At 64.1% G+C, this 22,538-nt stretch carries 21 protein-coding genes; 7 read left to right on the top strand and 14 right to left on the bottom strand.

All coding sequences use genetic code 11. The annotated features are described in order from the left end of the window. Positions 1–37: 37 nt before the first annotated feature. The 7 genes from C266_RS16210 to mutL form a co-directional block, all read right to left on the bottom strand. Positions 38–1,234 carry a Xaa-Pro peptidase family protein gene (locus tag C266_RS16210; protein WP_010807165.1) on the bottom strand — a complete coding sequence of 399 codons (1,197 nt, stop codon included), beginning with the start codon at positions 1,232–1,234 and terminating at the stop codon, positions 38–40. Positions 1,235–1,355: 121 nt separating this feature from the next. Then, the gene (locus tag C266_RS16205) at positions 1,356–2,267 is read right to left on the bottom strand and encodes an ABC transporter permease (protein ID WP_246189869.1); all 912 of its coding nucleotides are present in this window, start codon (positions 2,265–2,267) and stop codon (positions 1,356–1,358) included. A 26-nt stretch (positions 2,268–2,293) separates the two neighbouring features. Further along, positions 2,294–3,358, bottom strand: coding sequence for an extracellular solute-binding protein (locus C266_RS16200; RefSeq protein WP_010807163.1), 1,065 nt, complete (start codon positions 3,356–3,358; stop codon positions 2,294–2,296). Positions 3,359–3,423: 65 nt separating this feature from the next. Continuing rightward, complete coding sequence (locus C266_RS16195) at positions 3,424–4,476, bottom strand: ABC transporter ATP-binding protein (protein ID WP_010807162.1); 1,053 nt, start codon at positions 4,474–4,476, stop codon at positions 3,424–3,426. A 1-nt stretch (position 4,477) separates the two neighbouring features. After that, on the bottom strand, positions 4,478–5,338 hold the full coding sequence (locus C266_RS16190) for an ABC transporter permease (RefSeq protein ID WP_371257108.1): 861 nt from the start codon (positions 5,336–5,338) through the stop codon (positions 4,478–4,480). 267 nt (positions 5,339–5,605) lie between these two features. After that, positions 5,606–6,553: a tRNA (adenosine(37)-N6)-dimethylallyltransferase MiaA gene (gene miaA, locus C266_RS16185; RefSeq protein ID WP_010807160.1), complete on the bottom strand. Its 948-nt coding sequence runs from the start codon at positions 6,551–6,553 to the stop codon at positions 5,606–5,608. A 7-nt stretch (positions 6,554–6,560) separates the two neighbouring features. Then, positions 6,561–8,630, bottom strand: a complete 2,070-nt coding sequence (gene mutL / locus C266_RS16180) for a DNA mismatch repair endonuclease MutL (RefSeq protein ID WP_010807159.1) — start codon at positions 8,628–8,630, stop codon at positions 6,561–6,563. 241 nt (positions 8,631–8,871) lie between these two features. Between mutL and C266_RS16175 the strand changes: the two genes are divergently transcribed. Further along, positions 8,872–9,540: a VTT domain-containing protein gene (locus C266_RS16175; protein ID WP_010807158.1), complete on the top strand. Its 669-nt coding sequence runs from the start codon at positions 8,872–8,874 to the stop codon at positions 9,538–9,540. Positions 9,541–9,627: 87 nt separating this feature from the next. Here C266_RS16175 and C266_RS16170 read toward each other — a convergent pair whose 3' ends face one another. After that, entirely contained in the window at positions 9,628–11,106 is a 1,479-nt protein-coding gene (locus C266_RS16170; protein WP_036663250.1) for an N-acetylmuramoyl-L-alanine amidase, read from the bottom strand. Continuing rightward, on the bottom strand, positions 11,088–11,612 hold the full coding sequence (gene tsaE / locus C266_RS16165) for a tRNA (adenosine(37)-N6)-threonylcarbamoyltransferase complex ATPase subunit type 1 TsaE (protein ID WP_010807156.1): 525 nt from the start codon (positions 11,610–11,612) through the stop codon (positions 11,088–11,090). The genes C266_RS16170 and tsaE overlap by 19 nt, the downstream gene beginning before the upstream one ends. Positions 11,613–11,620: 8 nt before the next feature. On the opposite strand from tsaE, the gene queG reads away from it, so the two are divergent. Together queG and xerD are read left to right on the top strand one after the other, a co-directional pair. Next, positions 11,621–12,877, top strand: a complete 1,257-nt coding sequence (queG, locus tag C266_RS16160) for a tRNA epoxyqueuosine(34) reductase QueG (protein WP_081636309.1) — start codon at positions 11,621–11,623, stop codon at positions 12,875–12,877. Between the two features lie 200 nt (positions 12,878–13,077). Next, a complete protein-coding gene (xerD, locus tag C266_RS16155; RefSeq protein WP_051126374.1) occupies positions 13,078–13,965 on the top strand; it encodes a site-specific tyrosine recombinase XerD in 888 nt (295 codons plus the stop codon). Positions 13,966–13,992: 27 nt separating this feature from the next. On the opposite strand, the gene C266_RS16150 is transcribed toward xerD, so the two are convergent. Continuing rightward, complete coding sequence (locus tag C266_RS16150) at positions 13,993–15,558, bottom strand: class I adenylate-forming enzyme family protein (RefSeq protein WP_010807153.1); 1,566 nt, start codon at positions 15,556–15,558, stop codon at positions 13,993–13,995. Between the two features lie 115 nt (positions 15,559–15,673). Between C266_RS16150 and ybaK the strand changes: the two genes are divergently transcribed. Further along, positions 15,674–16,168, top strand: coding sequence for a Cys-tRNA(Pro) deacylase (gene ybaK / locus C266_RS16145; RefSeq protein WP_010807152.1), 495 nt, complete (start codon positions 15,674–15,676; stop codon positions 16,166–16,168). Between the two features lie 137 nt (positions 16,169–16,305). Then, entirely contained in the window at positions 16,306–16,908 is a 603-nt protein-coding gene (gene plsY, locus C266_RS16140; RefSeq protein WP_010807151.1) for a glycerol-3-phosphate 1-O-acyltransferase PlsY, read from the top strand. An 87-nt stretch (positions 16,909–16,995) separates the two neighbouring features. On the opposite strand, the gene C266_RS16135 is transcribed toward plsY, so the two are convergent. Next, entirely contained in the window at positions 16,996–17,481 is a 486-nt protein-coding gene (locus C266_RS16135; protein ID WP_010807150.1) for a YajQ family cyclic di-GMP-binding protein, read from the bottom strand. A 233-nt stretch (positions 17,482–17,714) separates the two neighbouring features. On the opposite strand from C266_RS16135, the gene murB reads away from it, so the two are divergent. After that, positions 17,715–18,731 carry a UDP-N-acetylmuramate dehydrogenase gene (gene murB, locus C266_RS16130; RefSeq protein ID WP_010807149.1) on the top strand — a complete coding sequence of 339 codons (1,017 nt, stop codon included), beginning with the start codon at positions 17,715–17,717 and terminating at the stop codon, positions 18,729–18,731. Here the strand turns inward: murB and C266_RS16125 are convergent. From C266_RS16125 to argF, 3 genes are all read right to left on the bottom strand, one after another. Beyond that, a complete protein-coding gene (locus C266_RS16125; RefSeq protein WP_144265844.1) occupies positions 18,721–20,073 on the bottom strand; it encodes a patatin-like phospholipase family protein in 1,353 nt (450 codons plus the stop codon). The genes murB and C266_RS16125 overlap by 11 nt on opposite strands. An 87-nt stretch (positions 20,074–20,160) precedes the next feature. Beyond that, entirely contained in the window at positions 20,161–20,484 is a 324-nt protein-coding gene (locus tag C266_RS16120) for a pyrimidine/purine nucleoside phosphorylase (protein ID WP_010807147.1), read from the bottom strand. Positions 20,485–20,863: 379 nt separating this feature from the next. Continuing rightward, positions 20,864–21,790 (bottom strand): ornithine carbamoyltransferase, encoded by a 927-nt coding sequence (argF, locus tag C266_RS16115; protein WP_010807146.1) that lies wholly within the window; start codon positions 21,788–21,790, stop codon positions 20,864–20,866. A 352-nt stretch (positions 21,791–22,142) separates the two neighbouring features. Here argF and C266_RS16110 point away from each other — a divergent pair, with 352 nt between their 5' ends. Continuing rightward, positions 22,143–22,457 carry a DUF3579 domain-containing protein gene (locus tag C266_RS16110; protein ID WP_010807145.1) on the top strand — a complete coding sequence of 105 codons (315 nt, stop codon included), beginning with the start codon at positions 22,143–22,145 and terminating at the stop codon, positions 22,455–22,457. Positions 22,458–22,538: the final 81 nt, after the last annotated feature.

The raw sequence follows: 22,538 nt of genomic DNA, 5'->3' as shown, positions 1-22,538 counted from the left end.
CAGGCCACTCGGCCTGGCCAGCAAACGTGTCTTATGCTCAATCGATCGTGGCGTGGGCGAGCGTGCGCGGCGTGTTGGTCAGCATCACGGGGGTGTCGCCTGTGACGACCGAGTCGTCCAGGCGGAAGCCGCCGAGGCCGTAGACATAGATGCCCGGCTCTGCCGAATAGACTTCGTTGTCCAGCAGCGGACGATGATTGAACGCCATGTCGTCCGGGTACTCGTGGCCGATGATGCCCATGCCGTGTCCTGTGCGATGACGGATGTACTCGCCGCAACCGGCCTTCTCGATGACGGCCTGCGCGGCGGCGTCGATGCCGGACACGGGTTTTCCGGTCACGGCGGCGTTCACGGCGGCTTCATTGGCCGCACGCGCGACCTCATAGAAACGTGCCTGCTCGCTCGACGGCTTGCCGCAGAACCATGTGCGTTCGTTCTCGATGACGAGACCGTTCAGGCGCGGGATCACGATGTTGACCATGCCGTCGCCCGCGCCGATGCGCGCGCCGCACGATGCGCCGTCGCCGTGCGGCGAGGCCGAGGCAGGGCCGGAGAGTGTCCAGCAGCGCATGACTTCGAGGTTTTCGCCGGGAAAGCGCTTCGCGCCTTCGGTGACCATCAGTGCGGCCATCGCATAATCGAGTTCCTGCACGAGACGCCCCGGACGAATGTTTTCGCGATAGCGGTCTTGCACCCAGTCGGCCAGTTCGGCAGCCGCGCGCATGACGGCGATTTCCTCTTCGTGCTTGACCCAGCGCAGCGCGCGCATCTCGGCGAGCATCGGCACGAGTTTCGCGTCGGGCAGCAACGCACCGGCGCGCCCGAGCGGACCACCGGCCGCGTCGACACCGATGCGCGAGCCGGCGAGACCGGCAGCACGCAGCGTATCGGCGATCAGGGCGGGAACGTCGGCGAGCAGCGGCTGGCGTTGTGTCACACGCGGATGCTCGGCGTAGAGCGTGACGAGATCGAGATCGAGCCAGAGATGGCCGCGTTCGCGGGCCATCATCAGGTGGTGCGTGGACAGTTCGTTCATTACCGCGAAAGGCTCGCCGTTACGCGGCACGCAAATGGCAATCGGGCGCTCCCATGTCTGCACGTCCACGTGAAAGTTCGTGGCCCACTGGAAGAAGTCTGCGGCGGTAAACACGAGCGCATCGACGCGAGTGCGGTCCATCAACTCGTTCATCAGACTGCGACGGTACTGGCGTGTGGCGTGAGAGAGTGTCGGCATGGCGAAATCCTTGTCTGCAAAATGTTGCGCAATGTCAGGGAGCGCAGGCGCGACGCACGGCGCGGGCGAGATGCGAGCGGGGCCGGCTGGGCGCACGGGGCGGCAAGCGCAGTCGGGGAACTCAGGTCATCATCGTCTTCGCATAACGGCGGTGGATGACCCAGTGCGAGGCGATGGCCAGTGCGAACGTCACGACCATCGACACGATGGAGAGCACCGCGCCGAACGGCCAGTTGTTCGCCTTCGCGATCTGGTCGTAGATCGAGGGCGTCATCATCGTGATGCCGGTGCCGCCGAGCAGCACGGGCGTGGCATAGGCATTCATGCAGAGAATGAACACGAGCATGGTGCCCGCCGCGATGCCCGGCGCCGCCATCGGCAGAATCACGCGCGTGAGCGTCTGCCGGAATGTCGCCCCCAGATTGCGCGCGGCTTCCTCGACGGAAAAGTCCATGCCTTCGAGCACGCTCTGCAACGTGAGGATCATGTAGGGCAGCACCACGGCCGTGGTGCCTACGACAACCGCGAACGGGGTGTAGAGCAGGCGAATCGGTTGCGGCACGATGCCCAACGACACGAGCAACGAGTTGATGAATCCGGCGTTGCCGAGCATGACCATCCACCCGGCCGCGCGCACCACGTTGCCCACAAGCAGCGGGAAGACCAGCAGCATCACGAGCAGGCTCTTGAAGCGGCTTTGCGTGCGGGCGAGCACGTACGCGACGGGAAAGCCGAACACGAGCGCGAGCGCGGTACATAGCGAGGCGACCTTGATCGTCGTCCACAACACCGACAGGTAGTACGGATCGGTGAAGAACTTGAGATAGTTCGCGCCGGTCAGTGCCGCCTGCATCATGTCGACGGGATCGAACCGGTTGAAGCTGTAGCGCACCAGTTGCAGGCCGGGCAACACGATGACGAGCAACACGACAAGCGTGGCCGGCGCGGCGAGCGAGCCGCCCGTGAATGCACCGCGCACCGCGCGTGCGGTGGCGGCCTGGGCGGCTCGGGAGGACGGCGGATGCGAGGTCATCGCGGGCTCGGGAGTGTCGGCAACGTTCACAGCCCCACCTTGAATTCCTTGTTCCAGAAGTCGAGCAGCGCGGGCTTGTCGGCGGTGAATTTCGCATAGTCGAGCTTGACCATCCGGTCGAGTTCGGCATTCGTGAAGCCCACGCTCTGTTGCAGCGACGGCGGCAGATTCGCGTTCTTCACGGTAGGCGCGTAGCCCATCGTCTCCGCGAAACCGATCTGCGCGCGCGGGTCGAGCATCGCGTTCAGGTAGTTGAAGCCGCACGGCTTGGACTGCGAGTTCTTGGGCACAGCGGCTTCGAACGTCACCGGCACCGCGCCTTCCTTGGGAACGACATAATCGATGGGCACGCCGGCCTTCTTCCATTGCAGTGCGCGGGCCTTCCACATGCAGGTGAACCAGATGTCGCCGCTCTTGAGCGCAGAGGCCACCGCTTCGTTCGACGGATAGACCTTCGGTTGCTGCGACTTGCGCAACTCGCGCAAGAACTGCATGCCCCCGGCGGTATCGCCGTCTTTATGGCCTGCGGCGAGCGAACTGCTCACCACGTTGAAGTTGTAGAGAATGTCGGAGAAGCCGACCTTACCCTTGAGTTTGGGGTCGAGCGCAGCCATGAACGAGTCGGGCTTCGTGCCGAGCTTTTCCGGGTTGTACACGATCACCATTGCGCTGAAGATATGCGGAATCGAGTACGGACGGCGCAGCGTTTCGAGCGTGTTGGCAAGGTTCGGCACGAGCTTCGCATCGACGGGTTCGAGAATGCCCGAGCGGTTGATGTCGTACATATCGAGATCGGCCAGACACGCCACGTCGAGCGAGCCGCGACGCGAGGCTTTCTCGGCGCGCAGCTTGGTCATGCGCGCGACCTGATCGGCCGAGTCGTAAGTGACCTTGCCGCCTGCGGCTTCGATGATCGGCTTGCCGATGTTTTGCTCAAGCAGATTCAGATAGTCGCCGCCCCAGGTGCCGACGACCACGTTCGGGCACGCGTCGGCCGCCTGCGCCGAGAGCGCGTCGAGGCCTAGCGCGGGAGCGATCACCAGACCGGAAGCGGTCTTCAGAAACGTGCGGCGATTCAGGGCGTGCGTCATGTCGTCATCCTTCAAAACGTTGGCCAGTTCATAGGCCGAGGCAAGGGGTGAGTGAGGCGGTGTCGTCAGGCGTTGAAAAATAGGCAGTCGGTACTTGCGAAACAGGCTTTGAGCGCACGGCCGGGGGCATAACGGCCCGCGTCGTCGCGTGCGGTGTTTTGCACATGTGCCACGAGCATCTCGCCTTGGGGGCTCTTCAGACGCAGTTCGAGCGTGGAGCCCAGGTAGATCGTCTGATCGACCGTGACCGGCAAGGCCGTTTCGTCCGGCGCGGGCGTGTCGGTCAGGCGCAGGCGTTCGGGACGGATGCCGAGGGTGGTGGCATCCGGCGAGGCGGCCGCCAACGCCAGGTGTTCCCCCTTCGCGGTCACAAAGTGGCCATCCGTCATCCGGCCCGCGAGAAAATTCATCTTGCCGAGGAAGTTCGCCACGAAGGGATTGGCCGGACGTTCATAGAGCGCGTCGGCGGTGCCGATCTGCTGCACGCAGCCGTCGTGCATGACGGCCAGACGATCGGCAATCGCCAGGGCTTCTTCCTGATCGTGTGTCACGAAGATCGTCGTGAGTCCCAGCCGGCGTTGCAATGCGCGGATCTCTTCGCGGACTTCGGTGCGCAGCTTGGCGTCGAGATTGGAGAGCGGTTCGTCGAGCAAGAAGACATCGGGACGGATGGCGAGGGCTCGCGCGATCGCCACACGTTGCTGCTGACCGCCGGAGAGCTGGCGCGGGTAGCGATCCGCCAGCGGCGTGAGACGCACCATGTCGAGCGCTTCACGAATGCGCGTGGTGCGCTCTGCGCTCGACACGTGTCGCATCTCGAGCCCGAACGCCACGTTCTCGGCCACCGTCATGTGGGGGAAAAGCGCGTAACGCTGGAATACCATGCCGGTGTTGCGGCGATTCGGCGGCAGGCGCGAGACCTCTTTGCCGCCGATCCAGATCTCGCCGGCCGTCGGCTCGACGAAGCCTGCAACCATGCGCAGCGTCGTGGTCTTGCCGCAGCCGCTCGGGCCGAGGAACGCGACGAGTTCGCCTTCGGCAATCTCCAGCGAGAAGTCCGCCACGGCAGCGGCATTGCCGTATTGCTTGCGCAGTCCGCGAAGGGAAACGTTGGCCATGTCAGATCACCTGGCTGAGTTTGACGAAGCGATCGGTGATCAGCATGACGATGCCGAGCAACACGATCTGCGCGGCGGAGACCGCTGCAATCGTCGGGTCGAGGTTGAATTCGAGGTATTGCATGATCGCGATGGGCAGCGTGGTTTTACCGGGCCCGACGAGCGGCAGTGTGAGTTCGAGGTTCTCGAATGACACGATGAAGCTGAACAACACGGACGCCACGATGGCCGGTCGCAACATCGGCAGCGTGACGCGCCAGAACGTGCGCCACGGACCGGCGCCGAGGTTGCGGGCGGCTTCTTCGATGGTGTCGTCGATCTGCGCGAGACTCGCGCCCACGAGGCGCATCGTCCACGGAATGGTCAGGCAGATGTGCGCGACCACAAGGCCGCCGAAGGTGCCGACGATGTCCACGTCGAGGGTATTCTCCGCGCGCAGATAGAAGAGGTAAGTGGCAATGCCCGCGACGATGCCCGGCACCACGAGCGGCAACAGCAACACATTGCCCAGCGTGCGGCGGCCCGGAAAGCGATATCGCGCGAGGGCGAGAGAGGCGGCCACACCGAGGATCACACCCCCAACGGCGGCGCAGGCAGCGAGTTGCAGCGACAGCAGGAAACCGTTGGCGAACGCGGCGTTGCGCCACGCATTCAGATACCACGACACCGTATAGCCGCTCGGCGGGAACGTGATGATCGCGTCCTTGAAGAAGCTCAGCCAGACGACGAAGATCAGCGGGCTGAGCATGAACAGGTAGATCAGCGTGACCCCTGCGCGCACCGCCCATTTCGCGACCGGCAAGCGCCGTGATCCGCCTGCCGGCAGCCTCAGCACATCACCCGTCACCCCACTCGGCTCCATCGACGTCTGCGTCATTGGCGTTCATTCCGGTATCGTGGATTCGATGCAAATTTGCATTGGTCGAAACGTTGATATGCAAATTAGCATATCAAAATCATCGTGCAAACCGAAAAGCTGTCAGGGTTTCAACGGAGGCGGGTGCGCGTTGGGGGCGCGTTCGACGCATGCTCGGCGCAGGTTTCGACTGGTGCGAGGCGGGCGCGACGTGTGTGATGAAGCGTGGATGGACGCTTCGCCGCTGCGGCAGCGAAGCATCGATGGCGGTGCTCAGGGGCGCCAGAGGGCGCGCACCGTGGCGAGGGCACGTTGCGCGGCGTCGGTGGCAGTGCAGTCGACGATGTGGCGCTCGGGCATCGAGCGCAGCCATGTGAGCTGACGCTTGCACAACTGACGCGTGGCGAAGATGCCCTTGTCGCGCATGGTGTCGTAGTCGATCTCGCCGTCGAGGTATTCCCACACCTGGCGATAGCCGACGCAGCGCATCGACGGCAACCCTGGATCGAGATCGCCGCGCGCGCGCAGGCGTTCGACTTCTTCGACGAAACCGGCCGCGAGCATCAGACGAAAGCGTTCGGCAATGCGCGCGTGGAGCACTGAACGGTCGCCCGGCTCCAGTGCCACCGGCACGAACGTGTGGGCCGAAGGCGTGTCGGGTGTCTGCGCCTGTTCGGCCAGCCACTGCGACATGGGTTTGCCCGACAGTTCGAAAATCTCCAGCGCGCGCTGAATGCGTTGCGAGTCGTTCGGCGCGAGGCGCGCGGCCGTCACGGGGTCAACGCCGGCGAGCCGTTCATGCATCGCGGGCCAGCCTTCGCGGGCGGCGTCTTCGTCCAGTCTGGCGCGCACTTCGGCGTTGGCCGACGGCAACGGCGAGAGGCCTTGCGTGAGCGCCTTGTAGTACAGCATTGTGCCGCCGACGAGCAGCGGACGATGGCCGCGTGCGGCGATTTCATCGACAAGCCGCAGCGTGTCTTCGCGGAATTGTGCGGCGGAATAGGCGTCGCGCGGATCGATGATATCGATCAGGTGATGCGGCACGGTGGCCCGCTCGGCGGCGCTCGGCTTGGCCGTGCCGATATCCATCTCGCGATAGACGAGGGCGGAGTCGACGCTGATGATCTCAAGCGGTGTGTCTTGCGCCAGCGCGAGGGCGGCGGCCGTCTTGCCGGATGCCGTCGGGCCCAGCAGACAGACGATCGGGGGATTTGCCTTCATGAACCGCTCAACGTCCGCGCATGAACAACTTGTCGAGGTCGCCGAGCGTGAGCTGGTACCAGGTGGGGCGGCCGTGGTTACATTGATCGGCGCGTTCGGTGGCTTCCATCTGTCGCAGCAGGGCGTTCATTTCCTCGTGGGTGAGACGCCGGTTGGCACGCACGGCCGTGTGGCACGCGAGCGTGCCCAGCAATTCGTGCTGGCGCTCCGTGAGCACGCGCGAGCCACCGTACTGACGCAGGTCGGCCAGCACGGCACGCGCGAGCGCTTGCGCATCGGCACCGTCGAGCAGCGCGGGAATGGCGCGCACGGCGAGCGTGGTCGGCGACACGGCGGCGAGGTCGAAGCCGAGTGCGGTGAGCGTCTCCTGATGCTCTTCGGTCGTGCCGATTTCCACCGGGTCGGCGAAGAACGTCACCGGAATGAGCAGCGGCTGCACCGGCACGCTGCGCTCTACCAGGGCCTGCTTGAAGCGTTCGTACAGAATGCGCTCGTGCGCCGCGTGCATATCGACCAGCACGAGACCGTGAGCGTTCTGCGAGAGGATGTAGATGCCGTGCAACTGACCGAGCGCGAAGCCGAGCGGATGCTCCAGCGACATGGCGTCGGGGGTGGCGCCGGCGCTCGCAGGCAATGCCTCGGGCCCGCCGCCCGGCGCCGCGCCGTCTTGCGTCGCACCGGCGGTGCCGTAAGGGGGCGAGGGCGCATCGGTGACGCCCGGCTGACCATACGGACGCGGCGCGGGCGGTGCGGCACGCCCGAACAGGGTGTCGTAGACGGACAGCGGTTGCGCCATCGGCAGAGAACCCTGCTGCATGCGCGGATTCCAACTGCTACCGCCCGGTGTGCCGAAGCCGGCCGCCGGACGCGCGGCCATGAAGCCACTTCCGCTGCCGCCACCGGCGGCACCCGGCCCGGCGGCGAGACCGCCGCCTTCGCTCAGATGCGCCGCGTGCGTTGTGCCACCGCTGCCCGCCGCGCGCGCCAGTGCACGTTGCACGGCGTGGAACACGAACTGGTGGACGCTGCGCGCATCGCGAAATCGCACTTCGATCTTCGACGGGTGAACGTTCACGTCGACCAACTGCGGTGGCAATTCGAAATACAGCACGTAAGCAGGATAGCGGTCGCCGTGAAGCACGTCCTCGTACGCGGCGCGCACCGCGTGAGTGAGCAGCTTGTCGCGAACGAAGCGGCCGTTCACGAAGAAGAACTGCTGGTCGGCGCGGCCCCGGCTGGCCGTCGGCAGACCGACGAAACCGGACAGGCGCAACTCGGCCGCGCCTTCGTCGAGCGCGAGGTGGGCATCGGCGAAATCGTTGCCGAGCACGCGCGAGACACGCGTGGCGGCGCCCGAGGCGTTCCAGTGCTCTACCGCCCGGTTGTTGTGCAGGATCGAGAAGCCGACGTCCGGCCGCGCCAGGGCGCTGCGTCGAATGACGTCCATGCAATGGCCGAATTCGGTTTGCTCGGTCTTCAGGAATTTGCGACGTGCAGGGGTATTGAAGTACAGGTCGCGCACGTCGACCGTTGTGCCCACGGGGCCGGCTGCGGGCGTCAGCGCGCCCGTATTGCCGTCGATAGCGGTCGCATGCGGGGCATCGGTCTGGCGGCTCGACAGGGTGAGCTGAGCGACCGACGCGATCGAGGCGAGCGCTTCCCCCCGAAAACCGAGCGTGAGCACCGATTCCAGTTCGTCGAGCGTGCGAATCTTGCTGGTCGCGTGACGGGTGAGCGCGAGCGGCAATTGCTCGGCGGACATGCCGCCGCCGTCGTCGGTAATCGCGATGCGGCGCACGCCGCCTTCCTCCAGCTTGATCTGGAGGGCTCGCGCGCCCGCGTCGAGTGCGTTTTCGAGCAATTCCTTGACGACAGACGCCGGGCGCTCCACCACCTCGCCAGCGGCGATCTGGCTGATCAACTGATCGGGGAGGACACGGATGGCGCGAGCCGGTGCGAGGCCCGCCGGCATGGGGCCGGGGCGGCGCACGGGGGCGTCGGTGCTGGCGTCGCCGGGCGCGGCGCCCAGGTCTTGCGCCGCAGAGGCGGAGGTCGGAGTGGCAGACATGGGAACCATTATAAAGGTTGCCCTCAAAGACATAAGTCGATCGACGTTTCAGCCTGCAATACCCATCAAAATGCGATTGTCTCCCATCATGGGAATGGTCAAGGGCGCAGGGCGGGCGATCGGCGCGCCCTTGGCAGGTCGAGGCCGGCTGTCACGGGGACTTAACGACGCCCGACGTCTGCGCTGGTATGATGCGATTCGTCGTGCGCCCGCGGGGACGGGCCGGCGTCCTTTATCTTGAGGAATCGTCTTGGATACTCTGTTGCAATTGCTGGAGATGGTGCTCCACATCGATAAACACCTGGGGGTGTTCATCGATCAGTACGGAAACTGGGTGTATCTGTTCCTGTTCACGATTGTGTTCGTGGAAACAGGATTGGTGCTCTTTCCGTTCCTCCCGGGCGATTCCCTGCTGTTCATCGGCGGCGCCTTCGCCGCCACCGGTGCAATGGATCCGTGGCTGCTCGGCGTGCTGCTCTTTATCGCCGCCGTGAGCGGTAATACGCTGAACTTCTGGATCGGCTCGAAGATCGGGCCGCGCGTGTACGAGAAGAACTGGCGTTTTCTCGATCGCGACGCGCTGCGCAAGACGCATGACTTCTATGAGCACCACGGCGGCAAGACCATCGTGATGGCACGCTTCGTGCCGGTCGTGCGCACGTTCGCCCCGTTCGTGGCGGGCGTGTCGGCCATGTCGTGGACGCGCTTCCAACTCTATAACCTGGTCGGTGCACTGATCTGGGTGGTGATGCTCGTGGGGGGCGGCTACCTGTTCGGCAACCTGCCGGTCGTCAAGCAGTATCTGAACATCATCGTGCTGGTCGGAATCTCGGCGGCTGTGGTGCCAATTGCCCTCGGCGCCCTCTGGAAGCTCTTCACGCGCGGTCGCCGCGGCGTGGCGCCGGGCCAGAGCGAGTAAGCTCGACCCCGCCGGGGTCAATAAAAATGGCGCGTCCCGTTACCGGGTCGCGCCATTTTCATTTGGGGCGTGGTTTGTGGCCGACGATCAGGCCGTACGATTTTTCGCGATGGGCGGATTCTTGGCGAAGTAAGCCTTGATGCCCTTGAGGAGTGCGTTGGCGAGCCGTTCCTGATACGCGGGGTCGTTCAGATATTGCTCTTCCTTGGGGTTGCTGATGAAGGCTGTCTCGACCAGCACCGAGGGGATATCCGGCGCCTTGAGCACCGCGAAGGAAGCCTGTTCGACGTTCTTGCTGTGCAGCCGGTCCGCAACCGTGCCGATCTCGGCGAGTAATGCCGAACCGAACACCTTGCTGTCGCGAATCTGCGCGGTCGTCGACATATCGAGCAGCGCGTGCGCCACGGCGCGGTCGTTGGTCTTGATGTTGACGCCGCCGATCAGGTCCGACGCGTTTTGCGTCTTTTCCAGCAGACGTGCCGTCGCACTCGTCGCGCCGCGCTCGGACAGCGCGAATACCGACGCACCGTTCGCGGATGGCGACGTGAACGCGTCGGCATGAATCGACATGAACAGATCGGCGTCCACCCGGCGGGCCTTCTGCACGCGCACGCCCAGCGGCACGAAAAAGTCCGCATCGCGGGTCATCATCGCGCGCATGTTGGGCTGAGCGTCGATCTTCTCGCGCAGCCGCTTTGCGATCTGCAACACCACCACTTTTTCGTACGTGCCGCTGCCGCCGATGGCACCCGGGTCTTCCCCGCCGTGACCGGGGTCGAGGGCGATGGTAAGCAGGCGCGCCGTTTTCGGGCCACGCGACGGCAGCGGCGTGGACAGACCGTCGTCATCGTCGTCCTTGCGCTGGGCGAGCGGCGGTGTCTTGTCCGGTGCCGGCGTGGGCGCCGTGCGCGAAGGGCGTGGCCCTTGTTCGCGCTGTGCATAACGCTGGAAGAACGCTTCGCTTTCTTCCGTACTCGGTGTGCCTGCACCCGATGAGCGCGGTGCGGACGAGGCGGGAGGCGTGTTTTGCGCCAAGGCTTCGGCCTTGTGGCCGGACTTGGCGAGCAGTTCCATGAGCGGATCGGGTTCGACGGCCGGATACAGATCGAACACGGTGCGGTACTTGTAGCCCGCGACCGGCGGCAACGTGAAGGACTGCGGTTTCACGCCGGCCTTCAGGTCGAAGACCATACGCACGACGCCGGGTTTGAACTGCCCCACGCGCACCTGCATGATTTGCGGGTCGTTCGGCTGAATCTTCGAGACGAGGTCGCGCAGCGCCGGATTCAGATCCACTTCGTCGAGATCGATGACGAAGCGGTTCGGACTCTCCATCAGTTGCTGCTGGAACTTGACCGGGTTGTCGGTCTCGAGCGTGACGCGTGTGTAGTCCCTGGCCGGCCAGACACGTACCGCCACGATGGCATTGGCGAACGCGAGGCGGGGGCCGGTGAGGGCGAGAATCAGTGTCGATGCGCCGGCGCGCAGTGCGCGGCGGCGGCCGGCATTGGGCGATGAAGCGTCGTCGGTACGGGCGAAGCGTTTGATCAGCATGAGTTCAGACAAGCAAGACCGGCTGGCGTATAGGCGCTCGTTGTCAGACGGCGGCTATTGCCAACAGGTTCCAGCCAAAGGCTCAAATCGGGGGTGCCCAGGAGACCTTCGGCTTTCTCCGGCCACTCGACGAGGCACAGGGCGTCGCCTGCAAAGTGCTCGCGAAAGCCCGTGTCATGCCATTCGGCCGGATCGGCGAAGCGGTATAGATCGAAATGATAGACCGGCAGCACGCCTTGTGGTGTGTCGATGTTGTATGGTTCACACAGCGCGTACGTGGGGCTTTTGACGCGACCCGTGTGGCCCAGCGCACGCAGTAGCGCACGTACGAGTGTGGTTTTTCCCGCGCCGAGATCGCCCGAGAGCTGCACATGCAGGCCCGCGTGCGCGGTGTCGGTGTGTGCCATGCGCGCCAAAACGGCGCGCGCAAGCGCCGCAGCGAAGGCCTCGGTGGCGGCTTCGTCCGGCAGCGCGAAGACGCGCTCGCCCAGCGGTGACGGCGTCGATGGATCGGGCATTGCGTAAAATGGAGTCAATGAAAGCTTCCGTGATTTTCCCCGCTACCGCCGCACAAGTCGAGCTATCGGCGCTTCCGACTCCCTCGGAAGTGTCTCCCTCGCGCGACAATGCGACGCCTCAGGCGCTCGATGCCGAGCGCCTGAACGCCCTTGCCAACCAGATTCGTGCGTGGGCGGGCGAGCTCGGTTTCGGCAAGGTCGGCATCACGGACACCGACCTCGTGCATGCCGAAGCGGGCCTGCAACAGTGGCTCGACGACGGCTGTCACGGCGATATGGACTACATGGCCGCGCATGGCATGAAGCGCGCTCGGCCTGCCGAACTGGTTCCCGGCACGGTGCGCGTCATCAGCGCGCGCATGAACTATCTCCCAAGCGATACCGATACGGCGAGTTGGCGTCAGCGCGAAGCGGCGCGTGCGGCAATGCCCGCCGAGGCGGTCGTCTCGGTCTACGCTCGCGGACGCGACTATCACAAGGTCATGCGCAACCGGCTGCAACAACTGGCCGATCGCATTGCGCAGGCCGTTGGGCCGTTCGGCTACCGCGCGTTCACCGATTCGGCGCCGGTGCTTGAAGTCGAACTCGCGCAGAAGGCAGGGCTAGGCTGGCGCGGCAAGCACACGCTGCTGCTTTCGCGCGACGCCGGTTCGCTCTTCTTTCTCGGCGAAATCTTTGTCGACATCCCCTTGCCGGTGGATGTCGATGACGCGATGGCGCCGAACGAAGGCGAGCGCGGCATGCAACGCGGCGAACACTGCGGGCAGTGTCAGCGATGCCGGGATGTCTGCCCGACAGGCGCAATTACCGAAGCGTTCCGTGTCGATGCGCGCTTGTGCATCTCGTATCTGACCATTGAGCACAAGGGCGCGATTCCCGAGGGCCTGCGAGCGAAGATGGGCAATCGCATCTACGGGTGCGACGATTGCCAACTCTACTGCCCGTGGAACAAGTTTGCCCAGCCGTCGCCGCTGACCGATTTCGCCCCCCGCAACCGGCTCGACTGCGCCTCGCTCGTCGAACTCTTTGCGTGGAGCGAAACGGATTTCATGGATAAGCTGGCGGGCAGCCCGATTCGTCGCATCGGTCATGAACGATGGCTGCGCAATCTGGCCGTCGGGCTCGGCAACGCGTTGCGCGAGACGGCGGACATCGGCGAGCGCATCCCCCTGCGCGACGCCTTGCTGGCCCGGCGTGATCACCCCTCTGCGCTCGTGCGCGAACATGTCGAATGGGCGCTGGCCCAGGAAGGAGTCACGGTTTGAGCACGCGAGCACGCCAATCGGCCGGTACCGTCGCAACGAGCGACGAGATCGACAACGTGAACGATCGCGCGAGCGATGCCGGTTTCGACACGTTCGACGACGCCGACGAACCATTCGAACAGGCGGCGCTCGACGCCGCTCACGGCCGTGCCGGCGCCCCGTCATCCCCGCTCGAATTCGATCCCGACAGCGCCGCGTTCGTGCGCAGCATCGCGCTCATCGACCCGTTTTGCGACACGATCTGGCTCGAAGATGGGCTCTCGCGCAATACGCTCGATGCCTACCGCCGTGATCTGCGTCTCTTCGCAGAGTGGCTGGCGGCCAAGCGCGAGACCGCACTCGATGGCGTGGACGAGGCGGCGCTCTCCGCCTATCTGGCGTGGCGCCGCGATAGTCTGGCGAGCAGCATGAACCGCCGTCTGTCGGTCTTCAAGCGCTTCTATCAGTGGGCCTTGCGCGAACACATCGTGCAGCAGGACCCGTGCTTGCGCATCGCGTCGGCCAAGCGCGCGCAGCGACTGCCCTCGACGTTATCCGAAGCACAGGTCGAAGCCCTGCTGGCTGCGCCCGATCTGACGCAGCCGCTCGGGTTGCGCGATCGCGCCATGCTCGAGTTGATGTACGCGAGCGGTCTGCGCGTGTCGGAGCTGGTCTCGCTCAAGACCATCGAAGTGGGATTGAACGAAGGGGTGCTGCGCATTTTCGGCAAGGGGGCGAAGGAGCGGCTGGTGCCGTTCGGCGAAGAGGCCAATGGCTGGCTCACGCGCTATCTGGCCGAGAGCCGTGGTGTGCTGCTGGGCGGCCGCGCCTGCGACACGTTGTTCGTCACGCAACGCGGCGAGGGCATGACACGGCAGGCGTTTTGGTATCTGATCAAACGTTATGCGTCGCAGGCCGATATTCGTGCACCGCTCTCACCGCACACGCTTCGGCACGCATTTGCGACCCATCTGATCAATCACGGCGCCGATCTGCGCGTGGTGCAGTTGCTGCTCGGGCACTCCGATATTTCCACCACGCAGATTTATACGCACGTCGCGCGCGAGCGCCTCAAATCGCTGCACGCGCAGCATCATCCGAGAGGGTGATCGTCCTGCGCGGGGGATGCCGCGCCATCAAAACAGCGCTTTGAGCTTGTGCTTGAGCACCTTGCCCGTTGACGCTGCGGGCAGGGTGTCCAGCACACGAATCTGCGCCGGACGCTTGTACGGGGCAAGGCGCGTCGCAGCCCATGCGGCCAGCGATGCCACGTCGATGGTATGGCTCGGGCGCGCTTCCACAAACGCAATGATCTGCTCGTTACCTTCTTCGGGGCGGCCGAGCACTGCGGCCTGAAGCACATCCGGATGGCTCGCCAGCGCCTGCTCGACTTCGAGCGGGTAGACGTTGAACCCGGAGTGGATGATGATTTCCTTGGCGCGTCCGACGAGGAAGAGCGCACCGTCGGCGGCGCGACGGGCAAGATCGCCGGTACGCAACCAGCCGTCTGCCGTCACGGTCGCGGCCGTGAGTTCCGGCGCGCGGTAGTAGCCGAGCATCACGTTCGGGCCGCGTACCCAGAGTTCGCCCACTTCGCCGTCGGACAGATCCTGACCGTCATGACCCACGATGCGTACCGTCACACCGGGGATCGCGGGGCCAACTGCACAATCGTCGCGCGGGGCATCGAGCAGCGTTTGCGAGACGGTCGGACTGCATTCGGTCAGCCCGTAGCCGTTGTGAATCGGCAGGCCGTAGAACGCTTCGACACGCGCCTTGAGCGCGGCGTCCAGCGGTGAGCCCCCCGAGTAGACGAAGCGCAGACGCGGCGCGATGAGCGAGGCGCCTTGCATTGCCACGTAGGCCATCAGGCGGGCGTGCATGGCGGGCACGCCTTGCAGGATCGTCAGTCCATCGTGAGCGAGCGAGTCGAGCACGGCCTCGGGGGTGAAGCGCGCAGCAAGGCGCAGCGTGCCGCCGGCGTACAGCGTGCCGAGACACACCGACGTCAGGCCATAGACGTGCGAGATCGGCAGCACACCGTAAGCGATATCGTCGGCACCGACGCGTCGCAGCGTGCTGGATACTGCCGCGATAAACATCAGATTGCGATGCGAGAGGCGAACGCCCTTGGGCGTGCCCGTCGTGCCCGTGGTGTAGATGAGCGCCGCGCATTGCGCCGCCGGGTCGGCTTGCACCGGTTCGGCGAGACTGTCGGAATTGACGTCGGACGCCGCTATGGCTCCCAGTGCGAGTTCGGTCCAGACGACCTTGGCGGCATCCGCCCGGGCGTGAGCGGCAGCGTCGGGGGACGCGTCGATCGTGTAGACGGTGCAGCGCGGGCGCGCGTGATCGCGGATCACGCTCAACTCCGTCGGCGAGAGCCGCGCGTTGCTCAGCAGCGGCCAGGCGTCAAGCGATGCGACGGCGAGCAGCAGTACCACGTAGGCGATGCCGTTCTCACCGACGATCATCACGCGGTCGCCGCCCCGCACGCCATGCGCGCGCAGACGCTCGGCGCTGGCGGCAACCGCGCTCGCCAGTTCGCCGTAGGTCAGACGACGGAAGTCGTCGATCAGGGCGATGCGGCCGGGCGTTTGCGCGGCAATGCGCGCGGGCAGGGTGTCGATGCGTGCGGGCAGATTCGCGAGCAGCGTGGCCGCGAAGGTGTCCTGAAGCGGGGTGTCGAGAGGGGTAGACATGACCGCATTGTAATGCGGGGGCCGTCATGAGGCCGCGCAGGGGGGGGCTGGCTCGTGACGCGCCGCGCGTATTCCGGGACCGCAGCGCCGGTGCGTTTCATTACAATAGGCGCCCATGAGCAAGACCAAACACGTCTCGGAAACGCCGGCCACGCAGTTTCTGAAGCAAAAGAAAGTGGCTTTCACGGAACATGTCTACGAGTACGTCGATCATGGAGGCACCGGTGAATCGGCGCGTCAGTTGGGCGTTGCCGAGCATATCGTCGTCAAGACCCTCGTCATGGAAGACGAAAAAGCCCGGCCGTTGATCGTGCTCATGCACGGCGACCGGACGGTCTCGACGAAGAATCTCGCGCGCCAGATCGGCGCCAAGCGTGTCGAGCCCTGCAAGCCGGAGGTCGCTCAGCGTCATTCCGGCTATCAGGTGGGGGGTACGTCGCCGTTCGGCACCAGGCGGGCGATGGCGGTGTACGTCGAGGCATCGATTCTCGATCTGCCGCAGATTTTCATCAATGGCGGGCGGCGGGGATATCTCATCGGTATTGCCCCGTCCGTGTTGCTCAATACGCTGGCGGCCAAGCCGGTGTCGTGCGCATTGCGCGACGAGTGACCCCCTAAAACCCTTATCGGACGGCCGCCAGCCCGGCACTTTGCGCCTCGGCGCAACCCCGTGTTTGCCAGAATGGGGTGACCGGGCCGCTCAAGTAGAATGGCGGCCAAGACAAATTCTGCTCACTAACGAAGTTCATGGCCACACTGGTTTTTATCGTTCTCGCGTATCTGATCGGCTCGATGCCGTTTGCGGTGATCGTCAGCCGCACGATGGGGCTTGCCGATCCGCGCAGCTACGGCTCGGGTAATCCGGGCGCCACGAACGTGCTGCGCTCCGGCAACAAGAAGGCCGCGGTGCTCACGCTGATCGGCGACGCCTTCAAGGGCTGGTTTGCCGTGTTCCTCGCGGAACGCTGTGCCGACGCCTGGGGTGTGGGTGACTTCGGTCTGGCGGCCGTGGCCCTCGCGGTCTTCGTCGGCCATCTGTACCCGATCTTCCTGCGCTTCGCGGGCGGCAAGGGGGTGGCGACGGCGGCGGGCGTGCTGCTCGCCATCGATCCGATTCTGGGTCTGGCGGTGATCGCCACGTGGCTCATCATCGCGATCTTCTTCCGCTATTCGTCGCTCGCCGCGCTGGTGGCCGCCGTATTCGCGCCGCTGTACTACGTGTTCATGTTCGGCTTAGGGCCTTATGCGCCGGCAGTGATCGTCATGGCGATTCTGTTGATCTACCGGCATCGCGCGAACATCGGCAAGCTGATGGCGGGCAAGGAAAGCCGCATCGGTCAGAAGAAGTAAGACCGGTATTCCGGCCCGATGCGGGCCGGTTTCGGACAATAAAAAACCCGCAGCGAGTCTGCGGGTTTTTTGTGCCTGCCGCGCGTGTCAGTCGCGGAAGTTGTTGAAGTCGAGCGGGGTGTCCGTCACGTCGCGGCGCAGCAGCGCCATGGCGCTTTGCAGGTCGTCGCGCTTGGCACCCGAGACACGAACGCTGTCGCCCTGGATGCTTGCCTGTACCTTCATCTTGCTGTCCTTGATCAGACGCACGATCTTCTTGGCCAGGTCACCTTCGACGCCTTTCTTCACCTTGACGACCTGCTTGACCTTGTCGCCGCTGATCTTCTCGACCTTGCCATAGTCGAGGAAACGCACGTCCACGTTGCGCTTGGCCATCTTGCTGACGAGCACCTGTGTGACTTGTTCGAGCTTGAAGTTGTCGTCGGCGAAGAGCGTGAGTTCCTGCTCCTTGTGCTCGACACGCGAGTCCGATCCCTTGAAGTCGAATCGCGTCGAGATTTCCTTGTTGGCCTGCTCGATGGCGTTCTTGACCTCTACCATGTTGGCTTCGCTAACCACGTCAAACGATGGCATCTGGCTCTCCTGAAATGCAAAGGGTTCGTGAAAACGGCACGCCGGGCGTGCCGGGATGATACGGCGGCGGTGGCGTGTCCGTCCGGGGGCGCCGAACGGCGCGGGGCACGGCCGCGCGGCCGGTATAATGATGCGCAAAATTCTTTCGCCCGACATTGTAATTCAGCCGTCGGTCCCGCGTCCCTTCCGGACGATGTCCGGCACGGCGGCGCCCACTGGCTTCTCCCTATTCCATGCTCCAGTTGCAACGCGACGTCAGTCTGCGCGAACTCAATACCTTTGGCCTGCCGGCTACCGCCCGCTTCGTCGTGACCATCGACAGCGAGGCGGCGCTTGTCGAGGCACTCGCCATGCCCGAACTGGCAGGCTTGCCGCGTCTGGTACTGGGCGGCGGCAGCAATGTGGTGCTCACGCGTGACTTCGATGGCGTTGTCTTGCGGATGGCCATTCGCGGGCGCGAACGGCTTGCCGATGATGCCCACGCGCGCTACGTACGTGGCGGCGCGGGCGAGGTCTGGCACGAATTCGTCGACTGGACGCTCACGCAGGACTGTCCCGGTCTGGAAAACCTCGCGCTGATTCCCGGCACGCTCGGCGCGGCGCCGATTCAGAACATCGGGGCCTACGGGTTGGAGCTGGCCGAACGCTTGGCTGAAGTGCGCGCGCTTGATACCGCTACGGGGTTGTTCGTCAGGCTTACTCGCGAGGCATGCGCGTTCGGCTATCGCGACTCACTGTTCAAACGCGAACCGGGGCGTTACATCATCGTTGGCGTGACGCTGCGGCTACCGCAGCCATGGCAGCCTGTCACGGGCTATGCGGATGTGTCGCGCACGCTTGCCGAGGCGGGTATCGATCGGCCGGATGCCCGGCAGATCTTCGATGCGGTGGCGGACATTCGCCGTCGCAAACTGCCCGATCCGCTCGAACTCGGCAACGCGGGCAGCTTTTTCAAGAACCCTGTCGTGGATGCGGCGACGTTTGCCGCACTGCGTGAGCGCTTTCCGCAGACGGTCGGCTATGCCCAGCCTGACGGCACGTGGAAGGTCGCGGCGGGCTGGCTGATCGACCAATGCGGATGGCGAGGCAAGTCACTCGGCCAGGCCGGCGTGCATGAACGTCAGGCGCTGGTGCTCGTCAATCGCGGCGGCGCGACGGGGGCCGATATCGTGGCGCTCGCGCGTGCCGTGCAAGCCAGCGTGCAGGAGCGCTTCGGCGTCGCGCTCGAGCCCGAACCGCTCATGCTTTGATGGCGGTGGCGTCGGGAAGACGCTGTAGATAGTCGCGCCGCAAGTCGACGGTGGAGCGCACGCCTACGTCTGCGAAGTGCGCCTCCAGCCATCGGCTCGCCGCCTCACGGCCGCGGTCTCGCAGCGTCGTGAGGAAATTCCAGTCGGTGACGAATTTCGTCGATGAGGACAGGTCGTACAGCTCCTTGTCCGCTCGAATCGAGTGAATCAGCGGGTACTTCAGACGCTTGCGGAACTCCGGCTTGAGCCATCCTTCGTCGAGCAGTTTGTGCACGAACGAGATGGCGCGGAATTCGCGCTGAAGCGACGCGTTGAACGTGATTTCATTCACGCGGTTCATGATCTGCCCCGGCAACACCGGCTTCTCTTTGCGCTCGATCGGGTTGATGTGCACGATCAGAATGTCGCTCGTGACCGTCTCGTAATAGAACGGATACAGCGGGGGGTTGCCGAGATAGCCGCCGTCCCAATAAAAGTCCTCGTCGATCTTCACCGGTTTGAATAGCCACGGCAGACAGGCCGACGCCATCGCAACGTCGAGCGTAATTTCGTGTGTGCGGAAGATGCGAATGTTACCGGTGCGGATGTTGGTCGCGGAGACAAACAGGTGCGTCTCCGTACTTTCGCGCAAACGATCGAAATCGACCTGCGCTTCGAGCACGGTACGCAGCGGGTTGATTTCGGCCGTGGGCTGCGAGAACGGCAGCATCCACTGCTGCATGCTCTGCATCCAGTCGTGCCAGACCGGGTACTCGGTCGGACGGCCGTTGAGCCAACTGAAGACGGTTTGCGCCCACGCCGTGGCCGACGAGCCGGCTTGGGACACGCCGAGCCAGAAACTGTGCAGCGATTCACGCGCTTTCTCGCGCGGATCGACGCCCGGGCGGTCGAGCAGACCGTGCGCGAGCACGACGGCGTTCATCGTCCCGGCGGATGCGCCGCTGATGCCTTCGAACTCGAGACGCCCGTCTTCGAGCAATTTGTCGAGCACGCCCCATGTGTACGCGCCGTGAGCGCCACCCCCTTGCAGACCCAGATCGATGCCTTTTCGCTTCGGGCTGTCGCGGCGGCTGCGCGCGGATTTCGTGGATTTGGCGGGGGCGCCGGCCTGCGTGGCATCGGACGTTTCTGCGCTGCCTCGGGTGGCGATGGTGTCGCCGGTGCCGTCAGGGGGAAGCAGCGGGACATCCGTCGGCTCGAGGTCCGTGCTCGTGCCGTTCGCCGGCGCGGCAACGGCGTCGGCCGTCAGAGAGGGCTGGAATGACGCCTGCGTATCGGCAGGCATTGCAGAAGACTTGTCACCGGCAGCATCGTCGGCGGATTCGGGGGGAAGACGCGACATAGTGAGTAGCGGCGCCGGGCCGCGCTGAACCGGCCGAGAGGGCGATGGCGCGAGAAGTTGCGCGCCATCGCGATGCTGGCCAGTCGGTTAGCCGTAGTGGCAGACGTAATCGAGCGTCTCGACGACCTCGATATCGAACTTGCTATTGCCCGGCACGGAGAACTGCTGACCGGCGGCATATTCCTGCCACTCGGTTTGACCGGCCAGACGGATGTGGCAACGACCGCCCGTGACTTCCATGATTTCCGGTGCATCGGTACCGAACTGGAGCGTGGCCGGGAAGATCACGCCCAGCGTCTTGCGCGTACCGTCCGGGAACAGCACGGTGTGGGAAACACACTTGCCGTCGAAATAAATGTTGGCGCGCTTGATTACGGAAACGTTGTCGAATTGCGTTGCGTTTTGCGTCATGACCGAATGCGGTGTCGAATGCGATGGAAAGTCGCGATGGAAGGTCGATAGGCTTGCCCTGCTGGGACAAGCGTGAATTCATGCTAGCACGTTTCGAACGTCCACTCGTCGCACTTTTGTGCATTGCACAACGAATTTGCCCCGTTGTGGTGCAAATTGCGAAATGTTCTGACGGATGGCCCGAACTGTGTCGCGCTGCCATGAAACGCGCGTCCATGAAGGACGCTGGCGCGTCAGCGATGATAGCGGAACGTCAATCGCGATGGGGGACGGCGGTGTTTCGGGCAGGGAAAGCAGAACGATGGAGGCGAGCGAGGAGGGAGGACGTCTGAGGCTGCCCGGACGACATTGCGTCGCCCGGGCGAGGGCGCGATGGCGATTACACGCGGCCCAGCATCAGGTACTCCATGAGCGCCTTCTGCACATGCAGACGGTTCTCGGCTTCGTCCCAGACGACGCTTTGCGCACCGTCGATGACGTCGGCCGAGACTTCCTCGCCCCGGTGAGCGGGCAGGCAGTGCATGAACAGGGCGTCGGCCTTGGCCTGCTGCATGAGATCGGCATTCACGCACCATTGAGCGAAAGCTGCCTTCCGCACTTCGTTTTCGGCTTCGTAGCCCATGCTCGTCCACACGTCGGTCGACACGAGGTCGGCACCTTCGCAGGCTTTGCGGGGGTCGTCGAACTCACGTACGAACGGACGGCTCGATTCGGCCACCATCGCCTGATCGAGGCGATAGCCTGGCGGCGTCGAGATGTTGAACTGGAAGCCGAAGATCTCGGCGGCCTGAATCCATGTGTACGACATGTTGTTCGCGTCGCCAATCCAGGTCACGGTCTTGCCCTTGATCGGGCCGCGATGCTCGTAGTACGTGAAAATGTCGGCCAGTACCTGACACGGGTGGTATTCGTTGGTCAGACCGTTGATCACGGGCACGCGCGAGTGCTGCGCGAAGCGCTCGATGATCTCCTGACCGAAGGTACGGATCATGATGATGTCGGTCATGCGCGAGATCACCTGAGCGGCATCCTCGATCGGCTCGCCGCGGCCGAGCTGCGTGTCACGCGTGTTCAGGAACACGGCGTGGCCGCCCAACTGGTGAATCCCGGCCTCGAACGACAGGCGCGTGCGCGTCGAGCTTTTCTCGAAAATCATCGCCAGCGTGCGGTCGTGCAGCGGGTGGTAGGTTTCGTAGTTCTTGAATTTCTTCTTGAGGATGCGAGTGCGCTCGAGCACGTAGTCATACTCGTCGAGCGTCAGATCCGAGAATTGAAGGTAATGCTTGATGGGTTTGGCGGTGGTCATTTGGATGTTCTGCTGGAGGCCGATATTGCGGGAATTCGAAGGGAACTCGCTCGCTTACGGCACGACGAACAAGCCTTGAGGCCTGTCCCCCGGGCAGGCTCGTGAAGGTGTTCTACCGGATGCTGGCTTCAGGGGAACAGCCCCTAGTCTACCAAATCGTTTTGCCGTCACACGAAAAGCGTATGATCGAGCCCGCTGCTGCACAGCCGAAAACGGCTGGCAAGACCGAAAAAAACATCTGCAGCAATGGAGGGGGACGGGTTTGAGTCTTATATAAGATATAATACTGTCTCTGTCGGCTGCGCTACCCGCGGTATGGCCGTCCAGGTGTTTTTTGAGGTGATTGAGCGATATGACCGACCAGGTTTCCGCGCGCGAGTATTTCATCCAGGGGCTCACCCGGGGTGGCAAGAAGTTCCGGCCGAGTGACTGGGCGGAGCGTCTGTGCGGCGCCGTGTCGTTCTGCGGCCGGAGTGATACTGGCCCGAACGCATACATGCAGTACTCCCCCTATGTGCGTCCGATTATGGTGGGTGACATCAAATGCGTCGTCGTTGACGAGCGGTTGCGCGACATCGAGCCGATGGCTTTCGATTTCGTGATGAACTTCGCGCGTGACAACGATTTGCAACTGACTGAAGCCTGCTTCGTCCCCGACGTCAAGTAATTCCCCTCGATCGTTTTTCGGCCAGACGTGAGTGCCGGGCCTTAGGCCCTGACTCACCGTCTGGCGCTCGGCCTGCTCCCG

Origin of the sequence: Pandoraea sp. SD6-2, assembly GCF_000389825.1 — a bacterium.
In the GTDB taxonomy this organism is placed as follows: domain Bacteria; phylum Pseudomonadota; class Gammaproteobacteria; order Burkholderiales; family Burkholderiaceae; genus Pandoraea; species Pandoraea communis.
This window is presented reverse-complemented; position numbering and strand designations above follow the sequence as displayed.